The following is a 25,655-nucleotide window of genomic DNA, read 5'->3' on the forward strand; positions in this document are numbered from 1 at the left end:
GCACGAAGACGGCCCCCGCCCACCATGCGGCTTTTGCCAGAACGCGGTGGGCAAGTTGCTCCCCTTAAACCAAGACGAGACGTAAGATGCACACCGAGGCGTTGCCGATCCCGCCGGCCGTAACCGCTCTGATCAGCAGAACCATCGACCGGCTCCGGCACTTGCAGGTACAGCCTGACCCAATCGTTCCCGCACAACATCGCCAGCGGTATGGAATATTGACTTCCGCCGTTCGCGCCGACGGTCAAATTTTGGAGATGGCCATCAGCGAGGCGCTGAAGGCGCTTCCCCACCTCCGGCTTGTCCGTACCCCGCCCATATTCATCCCCCCTCTGGTCGATCAAATCGTCGGTGGCGTCGCCAGCGCCGAAACACTCCGAAGCTCTCATCTACATTACGAGGGGGATCAAGGGCGAAAGGTTGCCCCTGACCTAGTGCTTATCGATGCGAATCGCAAAGCCATCGACTTCCTGGAGGTCAAACGCGGTTTGGCGCGTACGGACGCTGGGAAGACCCGGCAGACAATCAGGGACCTGCGCTGTCTGCAGTTGGTCGGCAAAAGCTATGCGCTGAGGCAACTCAACGCCGAGGTCGACACCGCGACTGCTGCGGTCTGCGCTATTCACGGCGCCACCGCCGTACCTGCTGATTTGCAGGTCGCTGTCGAGGATCTGGAAGTCCGCTACGGACTGAGTCTGCGAGCCGTCATCAGCGCGACGTATACTGAATTTGGGCGGCAACTGGACGAACTGCTGTTCCAGCAGGCGCTCGATGAGGAGATTGAGAGCCTCTATCCTGAAAGACTTCAAGAAGGGGCGCCGGTGTCGCCATTGATCGGCTTTGCCGAGCAAGAGCCGGGGATGGGGGACACCATTACGCCTGCTTAGTGGGCCCTGTGGCCAACAGTTCCACGATCGCGGCGGCTGTGGCCAGCATCCTGTTGTCCAAACTCCGTGCTGCATCGTTCAGCCGGGCCAGTGCCGCAGCCCGTTGAGGGTCGTTCTCGTTGTCCTCTGCGAATAACTCGCTGAGCGGTACGCCCAGCCCCTTCGCCAGGACCTCCAGCGTGTCATAGGCCGGGATGGAGATACCGCGCTCGACGTTTGAGATTGCGTCCGGCGACCGGTCAATAAGTCCGGCCAGAGCCTCTTGGCTGAGGCCCCGTCTTTTGCGGATGGCTCGTATCCGCATTGCCACGCGAGTTTTGAAGTCCATGTCGCATGATGAGCAGATTTCCGTCTTGTCGGAACCGACCACCATACGGTATTTATCGAATGTACCGATCAGGAGTCCGGAAATAAACATCCCTAACGTGGGCCGATCGACGGATCGCTTCTGCCCACTACCCAGGGGCAGGTCACCAAGAACCGGCCTTCGACAGCCGAGACTAGGCCCTGAGAGTTTCGCCGGTATTGCCGGTCATGCCACGAAGAGTAAGGGAATCACTACGATGCACTCGCGGATGAAGTCGGGCCCACCGTCACCACCGTCATCCCCTCGGCGGCAGCGTATCGCGAGTCACCCACCCATATAAAAACGCTAGATGGCTTCGTCTGCGATGAGTTCACCATCAATGTAAGTTGGCCGGAAAAGCTCTTTGCCGCTGGATGAGGTAAACAGTGGGCGCCGCCGATGGCTGCCCATTCAATATGTCGATCCCTCGCCACTTTCCCGCACTGCCGCCTGTGCTGCAGTTCTCTCCCCTTTGACTTAGAGATACGATATGAAGCAGATTTCCGGCCGGCTCACCATGCTTGGTGATTCAATAGTAAAGACCAATCAATGCGACTACAGTTTGATTAAGATTGGGAACAATATTCTGCAATCTGTTGTCGTTCCATCTGGCATAAATAATTTCCTGGGTGTCCATAATGACGGCGAGACCACCATATATTACGTGGACCCATTTTTATTCAGGAAGGTAATTGTCGGAATCGGACTCCCGTCCGGTGAGAAATATTGCATGGGTCCCGGTTTTTTTACCTCGGTCATGCTCCTGCTGTGCAGCATTGTCCTTATCCCGTTGTTGGGCTTCGGGCTGCTATTCCTGCCAACGGCGGTTGGCAGCCTGATCGTGGATAGCGCCGCTGCCAAGCTGCGGGACCAGGGCTTCGAACCCATCAAGTGACGGCTGTCTGCCTATAGGAAGGGTTGTCCCAGGACGGCGTTACGGAACGTCCGAGCCCCCCAATTTACCCAGCTCGCCTAGGCATTTGGCTCCTAGCCCCTCACATGTGGCTCTTTTCCCAGACGGAGGCGGTGCGCTGGGCGCACCTTAAATATCATGAATGATTTCAAGCAACTGCATCTGGGCATCGATCGACGCCAGTTCATAACGGCATCTGCGGCTGCCGTTGGGTTGGCGGCGATTTCACATGCGATGCCAGCCAAGGCGGATACGATAATCGCTCCTGAGAAGCCCAGGACCCGCGAGGCATTGCTGGCGTTGCTGGACGACACAGCCTGGGTGCCAATCGGTCCCGATAATGAAAAGCATATTTACGTATTGGGCGCACCGTGGTGCCCTCATTGTAAGAATCTTTATTTCGAAGCGAAGAAGATAGAAAAGGCTGTCCAATTCAGGTGGGTGCCGGGCTTTACGAACAGCACATGGGCGCAGCAGGTCAACTTGCTGACCGCGGGCACCCGCGATGCCAATGTGTTGGATCAAATTTACAATAAGATACGACCAGCCGACTTGATCCCCCAGGGCGCGAACTGGGCACTCAAGTGGAATGAGGATGTTGTCGATCTTGTCGAATTGGGCCAGCCTGGCGCGGGCGCGACGCCTGTTATCTACATACCGCTCGGCTCCGAGTTGCGCCGAATGACCGGTGAGGAGACTGCGGCCAATTTCATGAAGCTCGCCTCCAGCATTGCCCGGAGGCCGGCCTCGATGTCGATCACTCCCAAAGCAAGCGCGGTCGCTGGAACGATTTCAAAAAGCTGGGAAATCAGTCGAAGCCTTAGCTTGACGCCCGTGTCCGACACGGTGCCGCTTCCCGTGCGGGTCGCCCCCACCCTTGATGCACCTGTATTTTTCAACCTCCCATCCGACAAGGCGCTGGATGTCAAAGGCGCTGCCATTACGGCGAATGGTGAGAAATGGGTGTATCTGTCGCTTTCTGGAACCGGCTTCTTGGAGCGCGGTGGCTGGTGTGCCGCTGATCAGGTCTACGTGAACGACGGCAACAAAACTCCCGTCACGTTTTGAGTGAACGTTCGGCACGAACTGTGCCGGGGGGCGTGGAGGCCAGCCGTCCGATTTGTTGAAATAGTGTGCAGCCGGAACCCGAGCTCTCAGGGAAAAGAACACCAGCACTGCCGTAAGGTCGCGCTGGTGCCCTCACACATCACGACGTCATGCCACAGGCTCCATCAAGCCCCTCGCTGCGGGTTGCACCTTACACCGGAACAACATCCCCGCTGTGGCCGGCAGCACCAGCCCCAAGGGCCACACAAAGTCCAACGCCTGGACCATCGCCAGCCACACCAGCGCAGTATAGCCGGACTCGGTCCGCCCCCACGCGCAGGCGTCGCCGCTGCAGGAAAAGGGCCGCCATTGGTTCTCCGCCTTGGATAGGTAGGCCGTCCCGTTGAGGAACAAAGCTATCGGCTCAACGGTAGAGCAAGGCGAACGCCAGTTGGGCGATGGCGGACGCCACCCACAGCCCGCCACTCAGGAAGGGCTTGCCCGCGGTGGCCAAGGACAGCAGGAACCCGACCGGCAATATCGCGCTGCTGAGGATCCGGGCGCCCGTGGACGACGGCGCGGGTTGGTCGACGAACAGGCTGGAGAGATAGATGGCCATGCCCAGCGCCCAGAGCGCCAGGTAGACGCGGCGGACCTTTGGATCGCGCCGCCGGGGTTCGGTCGTGGAGGTCATGGGATCGCCAGGTTCCGCCGGTTCAACTCGTCTCGGTAGCCGAGGTTCCGGGCCGCATTATAGCTCTCGCCCGTGCCCAGGATATAGCCGATGAAGATGTACATCGCGGCGACCGGTATCGCCGGCCCCGTGGTCAACTCCTTGTATACGTTCTTCAGGAGTTCCGGGCTCCGGCCGTATTGCAGGACCTTCTTGCGCGTGCTTTCCCCAAGGGCGCCCTGCCTGAGGAAATCGCCGTAGTGGAACACCTTGGCCAACCGCCCATACGTTTTGAACGCCTCCCGCAGTTCGTCGTCGGTGAGCAGCGGCGGGAAGTCCTCGGGGCTCTCGATGGCCTGGCGGCACCGGGACATCAGCATGGCGGCCATCCACCCGCCCTGGGCCGGGCCGTACGCCACCACCAATTGGGTCTTGATCCTGGTCAGCATGGCGTAGAGCGCCCCGGGATCAAGGCGCCGCACCGACAGCATGTCCTGGAGGAGGTGCTGGACCACGGGCTCGTTGTAGCTGGCAGAGACGCCCTCCATCGGGGTGTCCAGGCGCCAGAACTGCACCAGGCTTTGACCGGCGGGGACGCGGCCGATGGGCATCGTCCGCTGATCGACGCGATGGCCGGTGGCGTCCGTGACGATGCGCTGGGCGCCCTCCACGAGTTGCCGGTCGAGCCGAGCCTCCATCGCCTGCGTGTCCGCCGTCGTGTCCATGGTGGAGCCGGCCTTCTCCCTGTGGTGATGGAAGGGAAATAGGCGCCGAGAGAGAGCTGGCAAGTGGATATGCCCTCGGCGGAGGTGGTGGCGCGTTCACGTCACCGAGATCGTCTATGGTGTTAATCGGCACACCGCTTGAGCGCCGATCGGCACCGTATCCATTTGATTCTATTGAAGTCGATGGGGTCATTTTATCGCGCCGATTAACAGCCGTGTTACCACTCGGCAAGCGATCCTGAGCCATTTGCCAAAACGATAGGCGGAGGCAAACTTCATCTTGGCGATTGTTCTCCACCCTTTGTTGGCGGAGGAAGACGAGCGGTTCAGCATCTGCTTTACCGTCTGCGGTGCTCAGCCCGAGGTGGAGATGAACTTCGGTGGGGCAGACGCCTGCGTGGTGGGCTTCTACTCGTGGCCAACAGCCCTTGCCTCATGGAGCAGGGGGCTGCCGTATGCCGCGATTGGTGCCCCGAGGTTCCTTCCGCGACGCGCGCGCCCCTGCATCTGTCGCATCGTCCATTTCCAGTTTTGAATTGCCGCGCAGTGCCATGGCCAGTTGGATGCAGGAGACTGGTCTTCACAGTTTCCAGGGGCTGGAGTATGAGTCCGGCCTGAAGATGTCGTCACCTAATTCGGCTTGGCGCTGGTGACACTTGGTCAGGCGCCAGCCTTCTTCATCGACTATATCCTGAACGCTTTCTCTACCCAATCCGCATCGTGGGGCAGGATCCGTTCGGTGGCGGGCAGTGGGCGGCCCTTCTGCAGTACCATCATCACCGAGGTGAGCTGCGGGACCATTCGCTTAAATCCTGCGGAATACCCAGTCGCCCAAGGTCGATTCCACTGGATGGCGTAAAAGTGTGCCCGCCAGCTACGTCATCGGCCGCCGCAGCAGGATGATGATACGAGCCTAGGGATTCACCTTGGAACATCACCTGAAACCGGCCACCAGGAGCCGGTACTATGGAAACCACCCCTTGTCGGGTGGGGAAATAGAACATGATCATTCTCCTAACTAATATGATCTCACATGAGGCACTGGAGTGATCTTTGGAGATGAACTAAGGACCTATGAAGGTCTATCGCTGCCGGGAGAGCCGGCGTTCACTTATCTGAACAGCTCAGCGCGACCGGAGGCGGCGAATGTGCGAGCCTTCCTAAATGACGCGATGAGCCGATATCCGCCGGCGAGTAGGAAGCCTTTGGTCGATCGTCTCCGCACGGAACGCTCCTATTCCGATGCGGTATTTGAACTGCTGGTCCACGACTGGTGCATCCGCGTGGGAATGCGGGTTCTGGAGATCGAGCCAAAGATCAACGGCACTCAGAAGAGGCCCGATTTCCTAGTGGAGGCGGGGGCGGAGCGCTTCTATCTCGAATGTGTCGTTTCTCGGGGCATTTCAGATAAGGAGGTGGGGCCGCAATCCCTTCGCGATCAGGTGCTCAGGGCACTCGACAATATCCGGTCCGCCGACTTTATGCTCGCGGTCGAGCCAATCGGAGCGCCGTCTCGGCCCGTCAGACTCACTGCCCTGGTCAAGCGGGTCACAGACTGGCTTGCTTCCTTGGACCACGCGCAGGTCGAAGCGGCAGAACCCGAGGATGTCCCGCTGAGGAAGGAGGACCTTAACGACATGGTCTTATACCTACGGCCCATTCCCCGACGGAACACCAGGGGCACCGAAACGGGGCGGGCCACCGGCCTCGTGGTGCAGGGGCTTAAGGCCACGGAGCCTTGGGATACCATCCGGGAACCCCTCTTTCGCAAGGCAGGGCGATATGGGACCCCTGATTTGCCGCTGGTTGTCGCAATCAATGCAATGGAACAGTCGTTTAGGCTGGAACACGCTGTTGAGGCGCTGTACGGCACCGAGGTGATGCGCGTCCCCAGGGCCGGCAGCGGCCAACCTGAGGTGCATTACAGGCCGGATGGGGTATGGAACGGCCCGAAGGGACCGCAATGCACCAGGTTGAGCGCAGTACTGGCCGTCAATTGTTTGGATCCGTGGTCGGTGCCTCAGCGCGACGCTGTGTTCATCAAGAACTTTTGGGCGAGCCGTCCCGTGGGGTTCGGCTTTAAGGTGCCTTCTATCGAACCGAAAGGTGATTCCATCGCGCTCAACGAGGCCGGCAGCACGCTTGCCGAAATCTTCGAATTGCCCCCGAATTGGCCTAATGTCGAAGCCAAGGCATTCGGCAGCGGGTCGCTTGGTTGACAGGTTGGGCAACACGCACATGCACATGTTCCGAGATAGGAGATGGCATGCCGATTTTTGAAGACCGCGGCCATTTTTGGTGGGCCGATAAATCGATCCCAGACAGTCAATTTGCGCCGGACACCTACCTATATCAACGGGTTCCTTGCTGTCGAAGATGACGGCCAAGTTGCTGCCGTGGTTCCAGCGCAATCGCATATCGTTGGTCTCAGGCCATCGGCGTTCGATCAGGCACAGAAGGCGCACCAGATGCCATTGCCGCAAGTAGTGGGGCGATATCCCGAACAGCACGGTAGAGCTTGATTGCGCTGCCGCCGCCAATCTCATCTGCGCCGATCGGCTCCCAGCCTGGGCCTGGGTCAGAGCTCCACGTATCGATAGAAGGTGTTGAGAAGCTGCCCTTAAAGTCTCCGCCGGTGAAATTGTATGACCCGTTGACGAGCCACGCCTCGGCCCGCGCCCGATACACCACCCACTGGCTTTCGACGCCGACGCTAATAGCTTCAGCTGAAGCCGCCGCTTGCAGAGTGATGAGGCTCAGCCGCACTGGCATTACCTTGCCGCTAAGCGCGGGCCACAAGGCAGGCGAGTCGCGCGAAAACAATGTCGCAATTGCCTGGTGCGCAGGCATCGTCTTGCCATCAATCTCGCCATCGGCATTAAGTAGATCCGGCCAATTGACCGGGCCCGTCACTCCTTGTGCAACCAGATGAATACGCTCGTCCAGAAAATAGACTTCGACAGTAATGACATTGGGGACCGGTGGCGGCTGGTTAGCCAGGAGGATGCACGCCGATATTCCTCGCCTCTTCGTTTTGGCTAGCGCGTCTTTTGTAAAGCCAGATGCACTGTAGATTACGCCAACATTAGCTCCGGATGAAGCCAACTCGCCGATAAAAGCGTCTACTTGTTGTACATTGACTTTCCGAGTATAATTCTTGCAGCTAACCAGAATTTTTACTGAAAAATGTCCACCAATCCGTGTTTCGATCCAAACATCTCGTTGCCGAGGTGATCCAGTATCGATGTCGGGTATCATCGCGTCATGCGTGACCTTGGCATCCGGCGCTATGGCTTTGCAGAGTTCGGTTACGGCGAGCTCGAATTCTTTCCATTCAGCGCTCATTTGTCGCCGTCACTCGCGATTGGGGGCAGTTGCGCGCTGCCGTTGCGACGAGTAGGCAAAAAACCGTGCTCGCAAGACCTGAGAGGTTGGCAAGTATCACGACTGCGGAGTTCGAGTATTCGAACGGACAATGAACTACATGTGCGGTCACAAAGAGGGAGATCAAAAACATAATGGTCGAGAAACGGCCTGTCGTCAACCTACGTTTAAACCACAGAACCCCGTTAGCCTTCAGTTGGTCGAAGATTCCGCGTTCCTGGCGTAGTTTCTTCCGCGCCCACCAGCCCATCATTCCTCTTCCTCTGCGTCGAGTATTTGTCCTTCGCGGATCGATTGCGCGATGTCGCGCTCGGCATTCTTTAATATCACCTCATAGAGCGCGTAGGCCGGTGCCAGTCGTGGCATTGACCGAAGGACCTTACGGGCATCGTCCCGAGCTTGGAGATCGCGCGGCATCGGCTCGCCGTGCGTGCCTGACTTCATTCCCGATACAGCGGCTGTGGCGAGCGCATCTGTTCCCCGTTGCAGCATATCGATGTCAACTACTGCACAGCGATCAAGGTAGCGCTCGACAAAGCGCTGTTGCTTGAAGGGGAAGAGATGGTGCGTGTGCCGAACGAGCTTGGCGATCCACTTCAGTTCGATCGCGCCTGCAGCGTCGAGTTTCGCATCGAGGAATTCAACGACGATGTCGTCGTCGATGTTGAACATGCGCGCGACGAGCTCGGCCGCGCGGTAAACATGATACCCGTCGTCATTATCGTGGCGACGCAGCCAGGTCCAGGTTCGGTCTAGCACGCGCGCGGCCTCGGCCGATTTGTGGAAGCCGAGCTTTCCCTCATAAAAGCGATAACCCAGCAGTTCTACGGCGCCTTCGCTATCACCCAGGGCACGATCGGTTCGTTCGAAGAGAAAATCCGCGAAGAGTTCAGGGAAATGCTCCGCAAATTCGCCAAGCAGCGCCTCCACCCAATATCCTTCGAAATTCTTGATGTTGCGCATGCGCGCCAACAGATTCTCGACGTCATCAGTATCAAGTAGCGTTACGAGCTTGCGGTGCCGGTCGAGCAGCAACGAGGCTACATCATTGAGAAGCTCATGTGTCAGTTCGAAAGGCGCAAGCAGAGCCAAATCTACGGCCTGACGATCAGGAAGGTCAGTCATCCAGCGAAGCGCCGTTAGGGCAGAATGAGATATCGTCACGTCAGTGCTGGAAATGGCGCGGCGCAGAAGAACCAGGTCAGGTGCAGCAAGCTGCCGTTTCAAACTGCCGAGCGCATCAACCACGCGCGCTGCCATATCGGTATCACGTAATAGGAAACCTTCCAGCTGAGTACGCCCCTCGCCAGACTCACGGTTCAGCATCTCAGCCATGGATGCCCGAACAAAGTTGCGCAAAGCCGACCGGGGATCGGCGCTGGCTCGACGGAGCAGGGCGCGTGCGAGCGGTAAATCGCCCTGCACAAGCGTATTGACCAGCATATAGGCTGAACCGTCGCCGATCCCGGCTTGCGCAAGGTCGGTTAGAGCATTTTCGATTTGATCAAGCAGATGCTCGGGTTCCCGCCATTCCGCCCGCAACTCGCTCGTCAGCGCCGGAAGCCACTTTTCAACATCATCCTCTTCGGCTTCGTGGTTGGTCTGACCGTGAAAGGCGAAGCGAGCCTGATCAACTAGGGCCGCACGTAGACGAAATTCGAGGCTCCCCGGAAGAAGTCTGAGAAGACGTTCGGCTGCCTCGCCTGGTGGCCCGCCGCCATATTGGGCGTGCCAGTCAACGGAGTCTGCGACGGCAAGCATCGTCGTCGTCGACAGGCGCTTGTGTTCAATCAGGGTGGCCACGCGATCGATCGTCGCCACAAATTCTTGCTGATACTGGTTCCGCAGCTCTTCAGGTGGCGACATGCCACCGAAGCCGTAGGGCATCAGCAATGTGTTATGCAGATACCGGCCGGCATTGCCCGCGATCCGGGGGTTGGTGTGCTCCAGAAGCGCGATGATGCGATTGATAATGTCCGCGCGCAGTGGTCGCGCATATTCATAGATGACGAAAGCGCTCGACAGCGTGATACCGCGCGCGCGCGCCTGGGATTTGTCGATTGTCCCCTTGAGGAGCGGAGCAACGATTTCGAACGGGGTATGCGCGCTCTCCCACGCTCGATCGTCATCCATAAGTTCGAAAGCGAAAGCGGCGATTTCTTCGTTGAACTGGCGCGGCTTGTGCTCTCCGAATTCGCAGAGTTCAGCAAGCGCCCGGATCGGGTGGTTGGGATTTGCCCCAGTCTCTCGCTTATCGTTTCGTCCGATACCCCAGAGGAGTTGGAGTGCCTCGACACGATAACGTTCGGTGTAGGCAATGTTCGACAGGATCTGGGCTGCATCGCGGAGGCCTTTACCCTTACGCAGGCGATCACTGACAAACCGGAGCGCTTGCGCGGGTTGATAGATCGCTGCGGCGCGCGCTGCTTCGATCCGGGGATCCCAATCGTGATCGATATCGTGGAGACGTGCCCAGGCCGCGTCGAGCAGCCTGCTGTCGGTAGGATCACCGTCATTGCGTCGCCAATCCAGCCGACCGAGATTGACCATCACTTGCGCAAGCAGGCGGTCATTAACGGAATTGATGACTCGCTCGGCAAAGAGGCTCAAACGACCATCCTGTTGCACGCAAATATCATCAATCAGATAGTCGCCTAGTAGGTCGGGCATCAGCCGATAATAGCGGCCACGTCTGTAGAGCACGCCGCCATCAATCAGCAGCTTGAGCGCCTGGGTCGCGTCGGCGGCGGAATGGATGCTCACTGATTCCAGCAATTGGCCGATTTCGCGATCATCGATGCGTACCGGTTGAAGGAGCGCGATCAGACCGAGCATATCGCGAAGAAGGCGGTTGTCGTCCGGCGAACCGATTTTCCCGGTTAGCACCTGGGTGAACCGTTGGATCACGACCGCGCGCATCTCATCCGCGCTGCCCACCATCTCGGGCGACAGTTCCTGCTCGGCAATGACCCGTGCGGCCATAACACCGACCAACGGGTTGTCGGCCGCTATGCGACGGACGACATCGACCCAGGCCTCGTCGCCCCCGAACCTCTTGAGAGCACGAGCAACGAGTTCCTTCATCGCTGATTTCGACAGGACCGCGAGGCTGATCTCCATTGGCTTTAAGATCGCGAACCGGGCGAGGTCGTTTCGTATGCGCTGTTCAGCATAGGGACGGGTCGCCAGTAAAAGACGCGCCTTATTCGCCGGATCAGTGACAAAGTCGATCAACAGCGGCAGGCCTTCCCGGTCATGGGCATCGTCCACGACCAGCAACTTCGGGCCCGTACCGAGCGCCTCGAGCGACTTGTGATCTGGATCGCTTACCGACGATAGAAAGCGCACAAGGGTGGCCGGGTGGTCAGCGGCATAGCGCTCGACGCCTGTCTTGATCAGCCGAGACTTCCCCATGCCACCAGGCCCCGAGACGACGACGACGGGTTGATCGCCATCAAGCGCGGCATTGAGTGTCGCGAGATCAGTCTCGCGGCCGACCAATTCCCAGTCGTGCGTGAAGGCTCCTGCATTTTTTGTGAACGGCGCGAAGAACCGATCGATCTTGACCCAGGGACCGGGATTATCTCGGCCGAGCAGGGTCAGCCTTTGCCCACGAAAGAAGCTGTCGATCAAATTGTCTTGGAGTTCGCCGGGCAGCTGACGAACCTTGCGCGAGATGTCGTCCTGATCCCAGACTTCCCATCCTGCCTCCTCGAGGGCCCCGGCTGTCGCCGGGCTGATGACACGGCTGAGTGCAAGAATGGAGCGATCGACGGGGCGATCGACCGCCGCGATCACACGACGAGCTTCCGCCGGCCCGAGGCGCTCGACTTGCTTACATTGTATGCCGGTAGTCTCACCGTCGCCGGTCGTTATTACGTCCCAGCCGCTCTGGTCATGGCCACGTCCGCCTTGTACGCGTGTATTGCGGGTCGGGTAGAGATAGCTCACCAGATCGCCAACAAAGCGTTCGAACATCTCAGGGGCAAGCGTGTTCAGCGGCAAATGAGGCGCGATAGTCAGAGCTGGCAAGGCATCGGCCTGCCCTAACCGAACAAGCAAAGCTTCCTCAAGCTTGAGGGCTCCGGCCAGGGGGCCCATCTGGTCAATGGACGGGCGATGTGTTCCGTTTTCCCAGCGACTGACGGACTGCTGCTTGATCCCCAGCACTCGCGCCAAGGCGGCTTGGGTCATGCCCGCAGCAATACGGCCGTCGGTTATGGTCTTCGCAAGCTGTGCGTATTTTTGAGCCTCAACCATGGCACACATTTTAGCTGTGCGGTGGGAAAGGCGCAACACCTCCAAGGTGTGCACTCCGGAGGCTGGCTCCTTCTGGCCGCGCGGAACCTGCCCTCCAGCGTCCCTCCAGTGTTACCGCTCGCTGATGCCCGCGATCATTTTCTCACGTCACCGTGATCATATTGACGCCAGATCAAGTGCGTTGAACTGAAGCCATTGCGGGGTTGCGGTCGCATCGGGCGGGCGTCGGTGGGGAGACGAGTTCGATGGCCGCCCATGGACGGAGAACGCAGGTAATGGACGGCATGGCCGGCGGTGCCCCGAGACGGTAGATGTATCTTCCCATCAGACGTTCTGCTGTAATATCGCGCGATCGGACAAACGCCCTCGAATGCCTACCCTCAGTTGCATTTTCGGGGGTTGATCTGGATCAGGCCAATCGGCGCATTTCCTCGCTCTGAAATCTTCCGCCCCCCGTAACAGGGAAATTGGTCGCGAGCAAATCGGCATTGGAGCGGAGATTTTAATACAACTCTTACAAGAAAATCTCGAGTTTCACATGAGGTGTAAACAAGCCTTGAACCTCCGTTCAAGGCCCGAGATGCTCCCCGCTGGAGCACCATGCAGTTGGGTGACCAAGCCCAGGACAAGTTTAAAAGCGACCTCCATCGTTTATGAGTCGCGCTTGTCCGGCTCCTCATGCGGCTTCATTCGTGTTCGGGAAGCCTGCACTCGGGTTCCAAAGGCCCCATCTGAGGGACAAATGCGGGACAGTGCCACACACCGAGAACCGACGTTCGCCATCTCCCAGCGACAACAGAATACAGGAAATCCGCCACTTCTTTGATCGTCATGCGGCACGATTCCGCCCTCTCACGGCGGTAACAGGGGTTCGAATCCCCTAGGGGACGCCATCGTTTTGGCATCGTCGCGGATTCTCTAAGCTATTGCCCCGTCGAACTTCGCAGCGTTAAACCGCTGGGAATTTCGTTGGGATTTTGCTGGGAATTCCGGAGCGCATGACCAAGGGCCCTGAACGTTTTCTACACGAAAATACGCGCGGTTGGTGGCGCTATGAGCGCTCTATTCCGACCGACTTGAGGGCCGCCTTTGGTGGCCTGGCGAAGTGGCGCAAAAGCCTCGGAACCGACAGCCGCAAAGAAGCGCTGCGGCAGAAGCGCGAGCTTGACGCCCTGACGGAGCAGCTATTCAGCGACGCGCGCAAAGCGCTGGCCACACAAACCGCCTTCGCAGCACACGGCCCCGTCATCCGCCAAACCCTCAGCGAAATGTTGCCTGACCTTGCGATTGGCGACGAGCTAGTCAGCACCCTTGAGGGACTGAAGGTCCTGAAGGCTGTAAATCGGCATGCAGATCGGTCGCTGATCGGCGCGGTATCCCTCTGATTTTATTGGAGTCGACGGGGTCATTTGATCTCGCCGATTTACAATCTGGTTGCGGGGCGGACGTGCCGAGCAGGCACCGCTCATGACGTGACGACGACTTCGACCTTCATGTCGGCGAAGGCCTCGGTGGGGCCGGAATAGCTGCCGGTCACCGGCATCACCTGGCTGATGTCCCGCGCCACCGCCACGGGGATCAGGTTGGCGCCACCGACGGTCTGGTTGGTGGGATCGAAGGTGATCCAGCCCGCCCCGGGCACATAGACCTCCGCCCAGGCGTGCGTCGTCCCCGTTTCTCGCATAGGCGCGTCTTGGGGGCCTGCGCCCACGCCGTCCGGATCATAATGGTATCCTGAAACGATCCGGGCGCCGAACCCCAGGCTGCGCGCCGCTTCCATGAACAGGACGGCGAAGTCGCGGCAGGCGCCCCAACCGCGTTCCAGGGTCGCGACCGGCGACTGGGTCCCTTCCTCCTGGCGTTCCTGATAGGCGATCCACCTGGACACGCCCGCGCACAGATCCTTCAGCAGGGCCAGCGTGTCCGTGGGGTTGGACCGGACGAACGCCTGGGCCCATTCCCGCACCCGGCCGACCGGATCGGGGTATTGGCGCACGGCCAAGGTGCCGAGGTCCCTCAATTCGCCGTCGGAATAGCGGAACGGATAGCGGATCGCGCTGGCGGCGATGTCGAAAACCGGCCACGGCGCGGCATTCAATTGCAATTCCGCCACGCTGTCGATCACCAGGGTATCAGTCATGTCCTCGAAGGTCGCCTTGGCGACGGCATTGCCGAAGACATCCTGCGTCCAGCCCAGGGTCGCCGTTGGCGTGACGGTGATCATGTTGCTGATGAGGCGCAGGTCACGGCCCTCACGGGGGCGCAACATCAGGTGGTGCGGCCCCAGGCTGACCGGTTGGTGATAGCGGTAGCTGGTTCGGTGATAGACCTTCAGCGGCATGTCCGGGACCTTCCGGTGAATGGGGGAAGTCGCGTACCGTCGGGGTGCGGGCGCGGCCAGTCCGGTCCGCTCATCCCTTCCGCCCGGCACGGGCGACGGTCGCAATCACCGCTTCCTTGGGGAAGGGGACCATGTGCCCCGTCCCCTCATCCCACAGGGCGGCCCGCCAGGCCCGCAGGCCCGCCCGAGGCGTGATGACATGAGCCCGTTGGAATGCCGGAATGGCGCGATGGCATGCCTCCAGACGGTAGTTGGGAATGCGGGGATTCAAATGGTGGACATGGTGGAAGCCGATGTTGCCGGTGAACCATTGGAAAACGCGCGGCAGTTTCAGATGGGAACTGCCCTCCAGGGCGGCCGACACGGGATGCCAGGTCTCTTGGCGCGCCCACAACGCCTGTTCGAAGCGATGCTGGACGGAAAACAGCCAGACGCCCACCATCCCGGCGACGATGATGATCGGCCCCTGGACCAGCGCCACGGTGGCGAAGCCCAACAGCCACCCTAGCCCGCCATAAACCGCCAGCAGGGCCACGTTGGTCAGATGCAGGGCCCGCCGCTCCTTGAGCCAGTCGGCGGGCGTGTCGAAGGGCAGGCGATACAGCAGCAGGAAGACAAGCGGTGGCACGAGGCACCACGCGACCAACGGATGCTGGATCACCCGTTGCATCCGCCGCCGCATCGGCGACAGGCGGCGGTACTCAGCCACCGTCAGGCAGCCGGAGTAGATGTCGCTGCCTGAGAAACGGCGGTCCAGGTTGTTCCAATGGCTGTGATGGCCGGCGTGCTGCCGGCGCCACATCAAATAAGGGGTCAGCGTGATCAGGCTGCAAAAGACGCCGACCAGGGTGTTGGCCCATCGCGCCCGAAAGAAGGAGCCGTGGCCGCAATCGTGCTGGATGATGAAGATGCGCACGAAAAACCCGGCCGCCGGCAGCGCCAATCCCAAAGTCAGCAAGGGGGAGACGGCGACGCTGAGGTACATCAGGACGCACAGCGTCAGGAAGGGCGGGATGGTCGTCACCAGCTGCCACAGGCTGCGCCGGGGATCGACTTCCTCATAGGCCCGCGTCTCCCGGCGAAGGGCGGCGCCTGCGTCTCCGGGCGGCGATGGCGGGTGGTGCGGCGGGCCGGCCCCAACCTTGTTCACGCTCAATGCATCATTTCCCGATTGCGTATCATTTTGCCGATGTGGTTTTCCGCTGGCAGATGACGGTGGGAGGGGCGCTCAAGGCAGGTGGGGGGCTTACGGCCACGCCCACGTCAGCGGTTCAACCGCGCACAGGGGATCTTTGGTGCACCGCGTCCTTCGCCCCGAGCGGGGACTTTGAACCAGACGCGCCAGGATAGAGAGCGGCCCCCGCCGCCGGTAGGATCGGAAAATACCTAGGCACGGCCCTCCGGTCCGGATTGTGGCGAGTTGAGGGGGATGGTTCAGCCTTTGCCGTCCTGGCCCAGGAACTACTGGATCGGTGTAATTCCAACGCCCATCCGTATTTTCCGAGGCTGGCTCTATTCTCCTGTCGCTCAGTATACTTAGAATATCTCAATAATCCCAACCCAGCTTCCTCTGATCGACTGTTAGGCCGGCCGAGGCGCACGGCCTTCGCGGGGGCAGGCCCTTTCGTCGGGGGTGGACAAACACCTGTCCGGCCCATCTCCCATCTCCGGCGGTCTTCGGATTGGTGGGGCGTGAAGCGGCGGGCCACGCGGCAACGGCGGATGGCCGGACAGCCGCAGAAATGCTGGCCGATATCCTTAGCTGGGCTTCGAACCGCTGCTTCCCCCTGGTCGTTGTCCGCCTGCCATCACTAATGGGGCGGCCTGCCGGCGTTTCGGACGGCAATACGCACAAGAGGCACTGTGAGGCCGGCGCTTAAGACCGGCGATATCGGATGCATGCCCCACGGGTCCAACAGGAGATCAAGCAGTTTGGCATCATCATCCATTGCCCTCCACCTGAGCACCTTCACTGATCGCATCCGCCGACCCCGCTGGCTGTTCGATGGCACCGGTCGGAAGGGGGATTGGGACGACCACTCCCCCATCCGCGCCGAACTGTTCAGCATCGACCGGCTGGAGGAACATGCGCGCAGCCTGGCCCTGGCCCAGCCGGTGACGCCCCGTCCCACGGCCGGGCGGCCGCTGGCGACGCGGTTGGCGGACAATGCCGCCCTGCTGCTGCGGGCCCACGGCCTGCTTGTGAAAGCCGCGGGGGCGGGGGATGCGATCACGCCGGCTGCCGAATGGCTGATCGACAACTATCACCTGGTGGAACGGCAGATCCACGAGGTCATCACGGACCTGCCGCCCCAATATTACCGGCAATTGCCCAAGCTGTCGGACGGTCCATTCCCGGGGTATCCGCGCATCCTGGGTCTGGCCTGGGCTTTCGTTGCCCACACGGACAGCCGTTTCGAACCGAATATGCTGTGCCGTTACGTGCGCGCCTATCAAGAGGTCCAGGCGCTGACCATCGGTGAATTGTGGGCGTTGCCCATCACCCTGCGCATCGTGCTGATCGAGAACCTGCGGCGGCTGGCGGAGGCCACCATCCGCAACCGGGCCGAACGGCAAACGGCCGACCTGCTGGCTGATCGCCTGCTGGGTGCCAGCGAGCGCCAGGCGGAACCGGTGGCGGCCGTGCTGGCGCCTTATGAGAAGGGGATATTGCCCCACGCCTTGGCGGTTCAGCTGATTTACCGCCTGCGCGATCAGGACCCCCGCGTCACCCCGGCGCTGACGTGGCTGGATCAGCGGCTGGCGACACAGGCAACCACGGCTGACGCTGTCGTGCATGACGAGCATCAGCGCCAGGGGGCCGCCAGCGTCACCGTACGCAACATCGTCACCAGCATGCGGCTGATATCCGACGTCGATTGGATGCAACTGGTGGAGCGGATCAGCCTGGTGGATGATATCCTGGAGGCGGGCAGCGCCTTCGGCGAGATGGATTTCCCCACCCGCAATCTGTATCGCAGCGCCATTGAGGCGCTGGCGCGAGGATCGGGGCACAGCGAGACCGACATCGCGCGCCGCGCCGTTTCAGCCGGTTCGTGGGGGCAGGGGACTGGCCGGGACGATCCCGGATATTACCTGATCGCCGGTGGGCGAAAGTCTTTTGAAGCGGAAATCGGCTATCGGCCGCCCCTGCGCGCCTGGCCGGGCCGCCTGAACCGCCGGCTTGGCATCGGGGGATATGGCGGTGCGATCATGCTGGCGACGTCCATCCTGCTGGCCATGCCGGTGCTGGGCTCGATCGCCATCGGGCTGAACGGCGGGGTGCTGGCGCTGTTGGCGGCATTCGGACTGATCCCCACCATCGATGTGGCGGTGGCCCTGGTGAACCGCGCCGCCCTGGCGAGCTTCGGCGCGACTTTGCTGCCGGCGCTGGCGCTTCGCCAGGGTGTTCCTGCCACCCTGCGCACGCTGGTCGTCGTTCCCTGCCTGCTGACCACCCCCCAGGCGATCACGGACTTGCTGGAGCAGTTGGAGGTCCACTACCTCGCCAGCCCGGAAGGCGACCTCTATTTCGCCCTGCTGACCGACTGGACGGATGCCGGCAGCGAACAGGTCGCGGACGACCAGGCGCTTCTGGCCATCGCCGCCGAGGGCATCGCCCATCTCAACCGCCGTCACGGTTTCCCCGCGTCCCGGCAGGGGGAGCGTTTCCTGCTGCTGCACCGCCGTCGTGTCTGGAACAAGGGGGAGGGGCGATGGCTGGGGTGGGAGCGCAAGCGGGGAAAGCTGCATGAGCTTAATCGCCTGCTGCGGGGCGACACAGATACGACGTTCATCGCGGTCGCCGGGACCATTCCCGCTGGGCCGCCTGCCGTGCCCCCGGATGTCCGCTACGTCGTCACCCTGGATGCGGATACCCGGCTTCCCCGCGACGCGGTGCGCCGCCTGATCGGCAAGATGGCGCATCCCTTGAACCATCCGCGGTTCGATGCGGCCGCCGGCCGGGTGGTCGAAGGCCATGCGGTGATGCAGCCGCGGGTGACGCCCTCCCTGCCCATTGGGCATGAGGGCTCGCTGTTCCAGCGGACCCATTCCGCCGTCGGTGGCATCGATCCCTATGCCGGTGCCGTGTCCGACGTCTATCAGGACCTGTTCGGCGAAGGATCGTACGCGGGCAAGGGCATTTACGATGTCGATGCCTTCGAGGCGGCGTTGGCCGGCCGGGTGCCGGACTCCACCCTGCTCAGCCATGATCTGCTTGAAGGTGTGTACGCGCGTGCCGGCCTCGTCTCCGATATCGAGGTGGTCGAGGAATTCCCGGCCCGTTACGACGTGGCCGCCGTGCGGGACCATCGTTGGGCGCGGGGCGATTGGCAATTGCTGCCCTGGATCCTGGGCCTTTCGTCCGGCGGTGCCGGCCCAGGCGGCATCCCGCCCCTGGGCCGCTGGAAGATGATCGACAACCTGCGGCGGACATTGTCGGCGCCCTTCGCCGTTCTGACCCTTTTGAGCGCCTGGGCATTGCCGTTTGCCGATGCGCTGCTGTGGACCATCTTCGTGGTGGTGACCCTGCTTATGCCCGCCTTTATCCCGCTCATGGGCGTGATCGTGCCGCGCCGGGCCGAAATCATGCTGGGCAGCCATCTGCGGGCGCTGACGGGGGATGTGCGGCTGGCCGCCACCCTTTCCGCACTGCGGGTCACCTTCCTGGCGCACCGTGCCTGGCTGATGACCGACGCCATCGGGCGAACCTTGGTCCGGTTGACGGTGACCCGCCGGCATTTGCTGGAATGGGTCACGGCGGCGCAGGCCACCGTCGGTCCGCGCCTGGGCCTGCCGGCGCTCTACCACCGCATGATGGCGGGGCCGGTCGCTGCCGGCGTCGCGCTGACCGTCGCCTGGCTGTCCGGTGCAGGGAACTGGCCGTTGGCGGCCGCGTTCTCAGCACTCTGGCTGGCGTCGCCGGTGGTGGCCCGCTGGGTCAGCCTGCCTTCCCACGCCAGCCGGCAAACGGCCTTTTCCGTGACGGATGCCGACGTCCTGCGGCGGATCGCCCGCCGCACCTGGCGGTATTTCGAGCGTTACGTCACGCCGGACGACCACATGTTGCCGCCGGACAATTTCCAGGAAGACCCGGCCCCGGTCCTGGCCCACCGGACGTCGCCCACCAACATCGGCCTTTATCTCCTGTCGGTGGCCAGCGCCCGCGATTTCGGCTGGCTGGGATCGCTGGAGGCGGTCGAGCGCCTGGAAGCGACGCTGGCCAGCATGGGCAACCTGGCCCGTTTCCGGGGGCATTTCTACAATTGGTACGACACGCGGGACCTGCGCCCGTTGGATCCGCCCTATGTCTCTTCGGTCGACAGCGGCAACCTGGCGGGACACCTGATCGCGCTGGCCAACGCCCTGGCGGATTGGCGGCGCCGGCCGCTGGAGGATTGTCGGCGCCTGGCCGGCATCGCGGACGCCCTGGACGTTGCGGCTGAAGAGGCCCAGCGGCTGGACGCCGGCAAGCGGGACCCCACGGCGGCGTGGCATCACCTGGGCGACACGCTCATCCAGATGAAGGAAAGCCTACGACGGGACCCGCAGCCCGGGGAGGCGCTGGCGGGGCGGTTGACGGCCCTGGCGGACGAGGCCGACATGCTGGTCGCCGCCACCCACGCCTGGGGCAAGGAAAGCGTTGGCGGTGCCGACGTGGACCTGCGGTTCTGGGCGGTGGCCGTTCAGCGCTGCGCGGCCGGCCACGTTCGCGATCTCACCGGCCAAAGCGATGAGGCTGGCGGACTGTTTGCGCGCCTCGCGATCCTGGAGGAAACCGCCAGGTCCATGGCCCTGGCCATGGATTTCAGGTTCCTGCTGGACCGGGAGCGCATGCTGCTGTCCATCGGCTATCTGGTGCCCGAAGGCGTGTTGGATTCAAGTTGCTACGACCTGCTGGCGTCCGAGGCGCGGTTGGCCAGCTTCGTGGCCATCGCCAAGGGCGACGTTCCCGCCCGCCATTGGTTTCGCCTGGGCCGCACCGTCACGCCGGTCGCCTATGGGGCCGCGCTGGTGTCGTGGTCCGGATCGATGTTCGAATACCTCATGCCTTCCCTGGTCATGCGGGCGCCGGCCGGCAGCTTGATCGAGCGGACCAGCCGGCTGATCGTGCGGCGGCAGCGGGACTTTGCGCAGGCCCGGAATGTCCCGTGGGGCATTTCCGAATCCGCCTATAACGCCCGCGACCTTGAGTTCACCTACCAATATTCCAACTTCGGCGTGCCCGGCCTGGGGCTGAAGCGAGGCCTGGGCGACAGCACGGTCGTGGCACCCTATGCCACGGCGCTGGCCGCCATGGTCGATCCCACGGCGGCGGTCCGCAACCTGACGCTGCTGGCCGACGTCGGCGCCCGGGGCCGTTACGGATATTACGAGGCGTTGGACTACACGGCCCTTCGGCTGCCGGAAGGGCAAGGCGTCGCTGTTGTGCGCGCCTACATGGCCCATCACCAGGGCATGACGATCGTCGCCATCGCCGACACGCTTCTGGATGGTGTCATGCGCAACCGGTTCCACGCGGAACCCATCATCCGGGCGGCGGAGTTGCTGTTGCAGGAGCGTACGCCGCGCGACGTGGCCGTGGCCCGCCCCATGGCTTCGGAAACGCCCGCCAGCGTTGCCGCATCGGATGTCAGGTTGGCGGGGGGCCGCCACTACACCTCGCCATATGGGGCATCCCCCGCCACCCATCTGCTGTCCAACGGACAGTATGGGGTGATGATCACCGCCGCCGGCTCCGGCTACAGCCGCTGGCGCGACCTGGCCGTGACCCGCTGGCGGGAGGACGCCACCCGTGACGACTGGGGCAGTTACATCTTCCTGCGCGATGTTGCCGGCGGTGACGTATGGTCGGCGACCTTCCAGCCCACCGGGGTCCAGCCCGACGCCTATGACGTCACCTTCAAGGAGGACCGTGCCGAGTTCATCCGGCGTGACGGCACCTTGACCACCACCCTGGACGTCCTGGTATCCGGCGAGGACGCGGCCGAGGTTCGGCGTCTTTCCCTTTACAATACCGGCGGCCGGCCGTGCGAAATCGAGGTGACGTCATACGCGGAGCTGGTTCTGGCCCCCCATGCCGCCGACCTGGCCCATCCCGCCTTCTCCAAGCTGTTCGTCCAGACCGAGTACCTGCCCGATGTCGGGGTCGTGCTCGCGACACGCCGCCGCCGCGCGCCGGCCGAGCCTGAAATCTGGGCGGCCCATCTGGCCGTCGTCGACGGCGAGGTGGTGGGCGGGCCCGAGGTCGAGACCGACAGGGCCCGCTTTCTGGGCCGGAACCGGGATTGTCGGGCGTCGGCCGCGGTGATGGATGGCCGGCCCCTGAGCAATACCACCGGCACGGTGCTGGACCCCATCTTCGCGTTGCGGCACCGCATCCGTGTCGCGCCCGGCACCGTGGCGCGCATCGATTTCTGGACCATGGCTGGCCCCAGCCGGGTGGCCGTGCTGGGCCTTGCCGATGCGCACCGCACCGCCAGCGCCTTCGCGCGGGCCGCCACGCTGGCCTGGACCCAGGCGCAGGTGCAATCGCATCACCTGGGCATCGATCCGGGCGAAGCGGGCACATTCCAACGCCTCGCCGGCCATCTGCTGTACGCCACCCCCACCCTGCGCCCATCCTCCGATACCATCCAGCGCGGTGTCGGTGCCCAGTCGGGGCTTTGGCCCCATGGCATTTCCGGCGACCTACCCATCGCCCTGTTGCGCGTCACGGAGGTCGAGCATCTGGACATCGCCCGCCAATTGCTGAAGGCGCATGAATATTGGCGGCTGAAAAAGCTGGCGGTCGACATCGTCATCCTGAACGACCGCGCCGCGTCCTACGTTCAGGATCTTCAGGTCGCGCTGGAGGCGCTGGTGCGGTCCAGCCAAGCGCGGCCGAAGATCGATGTCGCGGGGCCGGAGGGCCAGGTTTTCCTGTTGCGGGCCGATTTGCTGCCCCCTGCCTCCCGCGCCCTGCTGCTGTCCGTGGCGCGGGTGGTCCTGGTGGGCCAACGCGGCCGCCTTTCCGACCAGCTTGACCGGGCCCCGGAACCCGCGATCCCGGAAAGGGCGTCCGGGACCGCGGATGCCCGCCAGGCCTCGGCGGTGCCGGGCGCCATGTCGCGACGCGTGCCGCCGCTGGAATTCTTCAACGGTCTGGGTGGGTTCGCCGATGATGGGCGGGAGTATGTCGTCGTCCTTGGGCCGGGGCAGGCGACCCCGGCGCCCTGGATCAATGTCATCAGCAATCCCGGCTTCGGGTTCCAGGTCGCGGCGGACGGCGGCGGCTATACCTGGTCGGTGTCCAGTCGGGAAAACCAGATCACGCCCTGGTCCAACGATCCCGTGACCGACCGGCCGGGGGAGGCCTTCTACCTGCGCGACGACGATTCAGGCGCGCTATGGAGCCCCACCGCACAGCCCATCCGCGATCCCGCCGCCACTTATGTCGCCCGCCATGGCCGGGGCTACAGCCGCTTCGAACATACGGCCCATGGGGTGACGGTCGAGCTGTTGCAGCAGGTGCCCCTGGATGACCCGATCAAGATCAGCCGCCTGCGCCTGCGCGACACCTCTGGCCGCACACGGCACCTGTCGTTGTTCGCCTACGTGGAATGGGTGCTGGGCCCGTCGCGAACGGCCTCGGCGCCGTTCGTGATGACCGAGATCGATCCCGTCACCGGTGCCCTGTTGGCCCGCAACGCCTGGAACACGACCATGGGCGACCGGGTCGCCTTCATCGACTTCAGCGGACGCCAGAGCGACTGGACCGGCGACCGACGGGAATTCATTGGCCGCAATGGGTCGTTGTCCGATCCCATGGCGCTCCACGGCGGGGAGCCGCTGTCCAACACCGTCGGCGCGGGGCTGGATCCCTGCGGCGTGCTGCGGGCGCCTGTGACCCTGGCGGCTAACGGCTGGCTGGACATGGTGCTTTTCCTCGGCGACGCCGCCGATGCCCGTAGCGCCCAGGAATTGATCCTCCGCTACCGCGCGACCGACCCGGAAGACGTGTTGGCCATGGTCGATCTGCACTGGGAAACGACGCTGGGCGCGGTGCAGGTGAAGACCCCCGACCGGTCCATGGACCTCATGCTGAACGGCTGGCTGCTGTACCAGACGCTGGCCTGCCGCGTCTGGGCCCGCTCCGCCTTCTATCAATCCAGCGGCGCCTATGGTTTCCGGGACCAGCTTCAGGACGGGATGGCGCTGGCCCACGTCCGTCCAGCCCTGGTGCGGGCGCATCTGCTGCGGGCGGCGGGCCGTCAGTTCGTCGAAGGCGACGTGCAGCATTGGTGGTTGCCGCATTCCGGCCAGGGGGTGCGGACCCGGATTTCCGACGACAAGGCCTGGCTGGCCTACGCCACCGCCCATTATCTTGAAGCGACGGGGGACGTCGCCATCCTGGACGAGAGGATTCCCTTTCTCGAGGGTCCCGGCCTGGCACCGGGGGAACACGACAATTTCTTCAGCCCCGCCGTGTCCGACAGCACCGGCACGCTGTTCGAACATTGCGCGCGCGGGCTGGACGACAGCCTGTCCCTGGGTGTCCACAATCTGCCCCTGATCGGCACCGGCGACTGGAACGACGGCATGAACCGCGTCGGCGAGGCCGGGCGCGGCGAAAGCGTCTGGCTGGGCTGGTTGCTGCATGCCGCCCTGATGGCCTTCGTTCCCCTGGCCGATGCCCGGGGCGACACCATCCGTGCCGGCCGGTGGCGGGCCCATGCTGTCACGATAAAGGACGCGCTGGAGGGCGAGGCCTGGGACGGCGGGTGGTACAGGCGCGGCTGGTTCGACGATGGCGCGCCGTTGGGATCGGCGGTCAGCGACGAATGCCGCATCGACGCGATCGCGCAATCCTGGGCCGTGCTTTCCCACGCCGGTGATGTGAACCGGGCGACCCTGGCCATGGCGGCGGTGGACCGGGATCTGGTGCGGCGGGACGACGGGTTGGCGTTGCTGTTCGCCCCGCCCTTTGACGCCACGCCGCTGGATCCGGGGTATATCAAGGGATATCCGCCCGGCATCAGGGAAAACGGCGGGCAATATACCCACGCCGCGGCTTGGTCGGTCCTGGCGCTGGCGGCGCTGGGGCAGGGTGGCAAGGCAGCCGGCCTGTTCGCCCTGCTGAACCCCATCAACCATGCCCTGACCCGGGCCGAGGCGGAACGCTATAAGGTGGAACCCTACGTGCTGGCGGCGGACGTCTACGCCGCCCCCGCGCATGTGGGGCGTGGCGGCTGGACATGGTACACCGGGTCGGCCGGATGGCTGCAGCGGGCCGGCATGGAAGGTATCCTGGGCCTGCGGGTACTGAACGGCGTCCTGCATCTCGACCCGTGCATTCCCTCCCACTGGCCGGGGTTCGATATTCTGGTGCGCCACGGCGCCACGCGTTATGAAATCCACGTCGATAACGCGGATGGCGTGGAACGGGGTGTTCTGACCGCGACGCTGGACGGCCAGACGCTCTTGCCGCGGCCGCTGCGGCTGGCCCTGCTGGATGACGGCAGAACCCACGAGCTGGATGTCCGGTTGGGGGCATCAGGCCAGCTATAGGAACTGGCCCAACAACTGAAGAACGGCGAGCGCCAGCGCCGTACACAGAAGGAACCATTTCCAGCTGATGGGCTTCAAAGGAAGCCTGTTGATCAGGCCAACCACCCGCCTGACATCAACACCGGCCGCGTGGGGGAGTTCACTTCCCCCGCGGGGCAGAAGAACGACCAATCGAAAGGCCAATTGCTTTGCCTCTTGAGGTGGGATCGACCAGTCCGGCGACTGCATGATCAGGGACGCCAGCCGTGTGGCAGCCGCCTCCCAGGGTAGCCGCGACAGCATCGCGGCCTCCTGCCATGGATCCAAATCCAGGCGCGCCAGGGCAGAAAGGACGCTGACCGGCATGCTGTTTCGATCAACACCGACGAGGGAAAAGAGGAAGGCATCGAATTCCACGCCAAGCGACGGGTTTCCGGACAACGGATCTGAAGCCGTCACGACACCACCGCTTACGACGACGCTGAAGGATTCATGCGCACCGGGTCAATCCTATCCCTCAGCTTGAGGGCCGGCGAGGGTCGGAAACTA

Annotated in this window: 14 protein-coding genes and 1 tRNA gene; 7 read left to right on the forward strand and 8 right to left on the reverse strand. The window is 62.7% G+C overall.

Annotated elements, in window-relative coordinates; genetic code table 11:
• The first annotated feature begins 86 nt into the window (after positions 1-86).
• A complete protein-coding gene (locus PW843_27415) occupies positions 87-887 on the forward strand; it encodes a hypothetical protein (protein MDE1150295.1) in 801 nt (266 codons plus the stop codon).
• On the opposite strand, the gene PW843_27420 is transcribed toward PW843_27415, so the two are convergent.
• Entirely contained in the window at positions 874-1,260 is a 387-nt protein-coding gene (locus PW843_27420; protein ID MDE1150296.1) for a helix-turn-helix transcriptional regulator, read from the reverse strand. The genes PW843_27415 and PW843_27420 overlap by 14 nt on opposite strands.
• A gap of 463 nt (positions 1,261-1,723) precedes the next feature.
• Here PW843_27420 and PW843_27425 point away from each other — a divergent pair, with 463 nt between their 5' ends.
• Together PW843_27425 and PW843_27430 are read left to right on the forward strand one after the other, a co-directional pair.
• On the forward strand, positions 1,724-2,128 hold the full coding sequence (locus PW843_27425) for a hypothetical protein (protein MDE1150297.1): 405 nt from the start codon (positions 1,724-1,726) through the stop codon (positions 2,126-2,128).
• A 156-nt stretch (positions 2,129-2,284) separates the two neighbouring features.
• The gene (locus tag PW843_27430) at positions 2,285-3,214 is read left to right on the forward strand and encodes a thioredoxin fold domain-containing protein (protein ID MDE1150298.1); all 930 of its coding nucleotides are present in this window, start codon (positions 2,285-2,287) and stop codon (positions 3,212-3,214) included.
• A 403-nt stretch (positions 3,215-3,617) separates the two neighbouring features.
• On the opposite strand, the gene PW843_27435 is transcribed toward PW843_27430, so the two are convergent.
• Positions 3,618-3,887: a hypothetical protein gene (locus PW843_27435; protein MDE1150299.1), complete on the reverse strand. Its 270-nt coding sequence runs from the start codon at positions 3,885-3,887 to the stop codon at positions 3,618-3,620.
• Positions 3,884-4,591, reverse strand: coding sequence for a hypothetical protein (locus PW843_27440; GenBank protein ID MDE1150300.1), 708 nt, complete (start codon positions 4,589-4,591; stop codon positions 3,884-3,886). The genes PW843_27435 and PW843_27440 overlap by 4 nt, the downstream gene beginning before the upstream one ends.
• A gap of 1,205 nt (positions 4,592-5,796) precedes the next feature.
• On the opposite strand from PW843_27440, the gene PW843_27445 reads away from it, so the two are divergent.
• Complete coding sequence (locus PW843_27445) at positions 5,797-6,810, forward strand: hypothetical protein (protein MDE1150301.1); 1,014 nt, start codon at positions 5,797-5,799, stop codon at positions 6,808-6,810.
• A gap of 208 nt (positions 6,811-7,018) precedes the next feature.
• Here PW843_27445 and PW843_27450 read toward each other — a convergent pair whose 3' ends face one another.
• Both PW843_27450 and PW843_27455 read right to left on the reverse strand, forming a co-directional pair.
• Positions 7,019-7,936, reverse strand: coding sequence for a restriction endonuclease (locus PW843_27450; GenBank protein ID MDE1150302.1), 918 nt, complete (start codon positions 7,934-7,936; stop codon positions 7,019-7,021).
• A gap of 288 nt (positions 7,937-8,224) precedes the next feature.
• Positions 8,225-12,289, reverse strand: a complete 4,065-nt coding sequence (locus PW843_27455) for a helix-turn-helix domain-containing protein (GenBank protein MDE1150303.1) — start codon at positions 12,287-12,289, stop codon at positions 8,225-8,227.
• 768 nt (positions 12,290-13,057) lie between these two features.
• Here PW843_27455 and PW843_27460 point away from each other — a divergent pair.
• Positions 13,058-13,128 (forward strand) — tRNA-Glu (locus PW843_27460).
• Positions 13,129-13,233: 105 nt separating this feature from the next.
• Positions 13,234-13,620 (forward strand): hypothetical protein, encoded by a 387-nt coding sequence (locus tag PW843_27465; GenBank protein ID MDE1150304.1) that lies wholly within the window; start codon positions 13,234-13,236, stop codon positions 13,618-13,620.
• A gap of 80 nt (positions 13,621-13,700) precedes the next feature.
• Here the strand turns inward: PW843_27465 and PW843_27470 are convergent, their stop codons facing one another.
• Entirely contained in the window at positions 13,701-14,576 is an 876-nt protein-coding gene (locus tag PW843_27470) for a transglutaminase family protein (GenBank protein ID MDE1150305.1), read from the reverse strand.
• Positions 14,577-14,646: 70 nt separating this feature from the next.
• Complete coding sequence (locus PW843_27475; GenBank protein MDE1150306.1) at positions 14,647-15,726, reverse strand: fatty acid desaturase; 1,080 nt, start codon at positions 15,724-15,726, stop codon at positions 14,647-14,649.
• A gap of 782 nt (positions 15,727-16,508) precedes the next feature.
• Here PW843_27475 and PW843_27480 point away from each other — a divergent pair.
• The gene (locus tag PW843_27480) at positions 16,509-25,127 is read left to right on the forward strand and encodes a glucoamylase family protein (protein ID MDE1150307.1); all 8,619 of its coding nucleotides are present in this window, start codon (positions 16,509-16,511) and stop codon (positions 25,125-25,127) included.
• Here the strand turns inward: PW843_27480 and PW843_27485 are convergent.
• Positions 25,122-25,523 (reverse strand): hypothetical protein, encoded by a 402-nt coding sequence (locus PW843_27485; GenBank protein ID MDE1150308.1) that lies wholly within the window; start codon positions 25,521-25,523, stop codon positions 25,122-25,124. The two genes, PW843_27480 and PW843_27485, sit on opposite strands and share 6 nt — an antisense overlap.
• Positions 25,524-25,655: the final 132 nt, after the last annotated feature.

Source organism: Azospirillaceae bacterium, from assembly GCA_028283825.1.
Classification (GTDB): domain Bacteria; phylum Pseudomonadota; class Alphaproteobacteria; order Azospirillales; family Azospirillaceae; genus Nitrospirillum.